Origin of the sequence: Methylosinus sp. KRF6 (assembly GCF_018887255.1) — a bacterium.
Lineage (GTDB): Bacteria > Pseudomonadota > Alphaproteobacteria > Rhizobiales > Beijerinckiaceae > Methylosinus > Methylosinus sporium.
In genome coordinates, this window is record NZ_JAHLJF010000001.1 from 1894585 (window position 1) to 1895154 (window position 570).

1 protein-coding gene is annotated in these 570 nt (G+C 67.0%); it reads left to right on the forward strand.

Annotation, left to right across the window (positions count from 1 at the left end):
* Nucleotides 1-155: 155 nt before the first annotated feature.
* The coding region (locus KP010_RS09130; protein ID WP_216280753.1) for a transposase at nucleotides 156-570 on the forward strand (415 nt) is incomplete at its 3' end.

A 570-nucleotide genomic window follows, 5' to 3' on the forward strand; every position in this document is an offset into this window, starting at 1 on the left:
GGTCGTGCCCCTTGGAGAGGTGTAGCAGCGGCGCTCGGGCGCGCGGAGCGGAGGCCGTAGGCCGAAGCGCAGCGCGTCCGAGCGCCGCTGGGCGGTCATCGGCGGTTCTCCGATAGCATTGGTTTGCGATTCGAAACGCAACCGAGGAAACACCGATGACCGACGATATGATGAACCTTCGCGCGCTGCTGGAGAAGTCCCCGGACGCCGATTTCCTGCGCGAGATGATCGGCTTCGCCGCCGAGCGGCTGATGGAGCTCGAAGTCGGCGCGTTGACCGGCGCCGCCCATGGCGAGCGCTCGGCGGACCGCCGCATCCAGCGCAACGGCTATCGCGATCGCGATTGGGAGACGCGGGCCGGGACCGTCGAGCTGCGCATCCCCAAGCTTCGAAAAGGCTCTTACTTCCCCTGCTTTCTCGAGCCACGCCGCATGGCGGAAAAGGCGCTCGCCGCCGTCATTCAGGAGGCCTATGTGCACGGTGTCTCGACCCGCGCCGTCGACGATCTCGTCAAGGCCATGGGCGGCTCTGGCGTCTCGAAGAGCCAGGTCAGCCGGCTCTGCCAGGAGA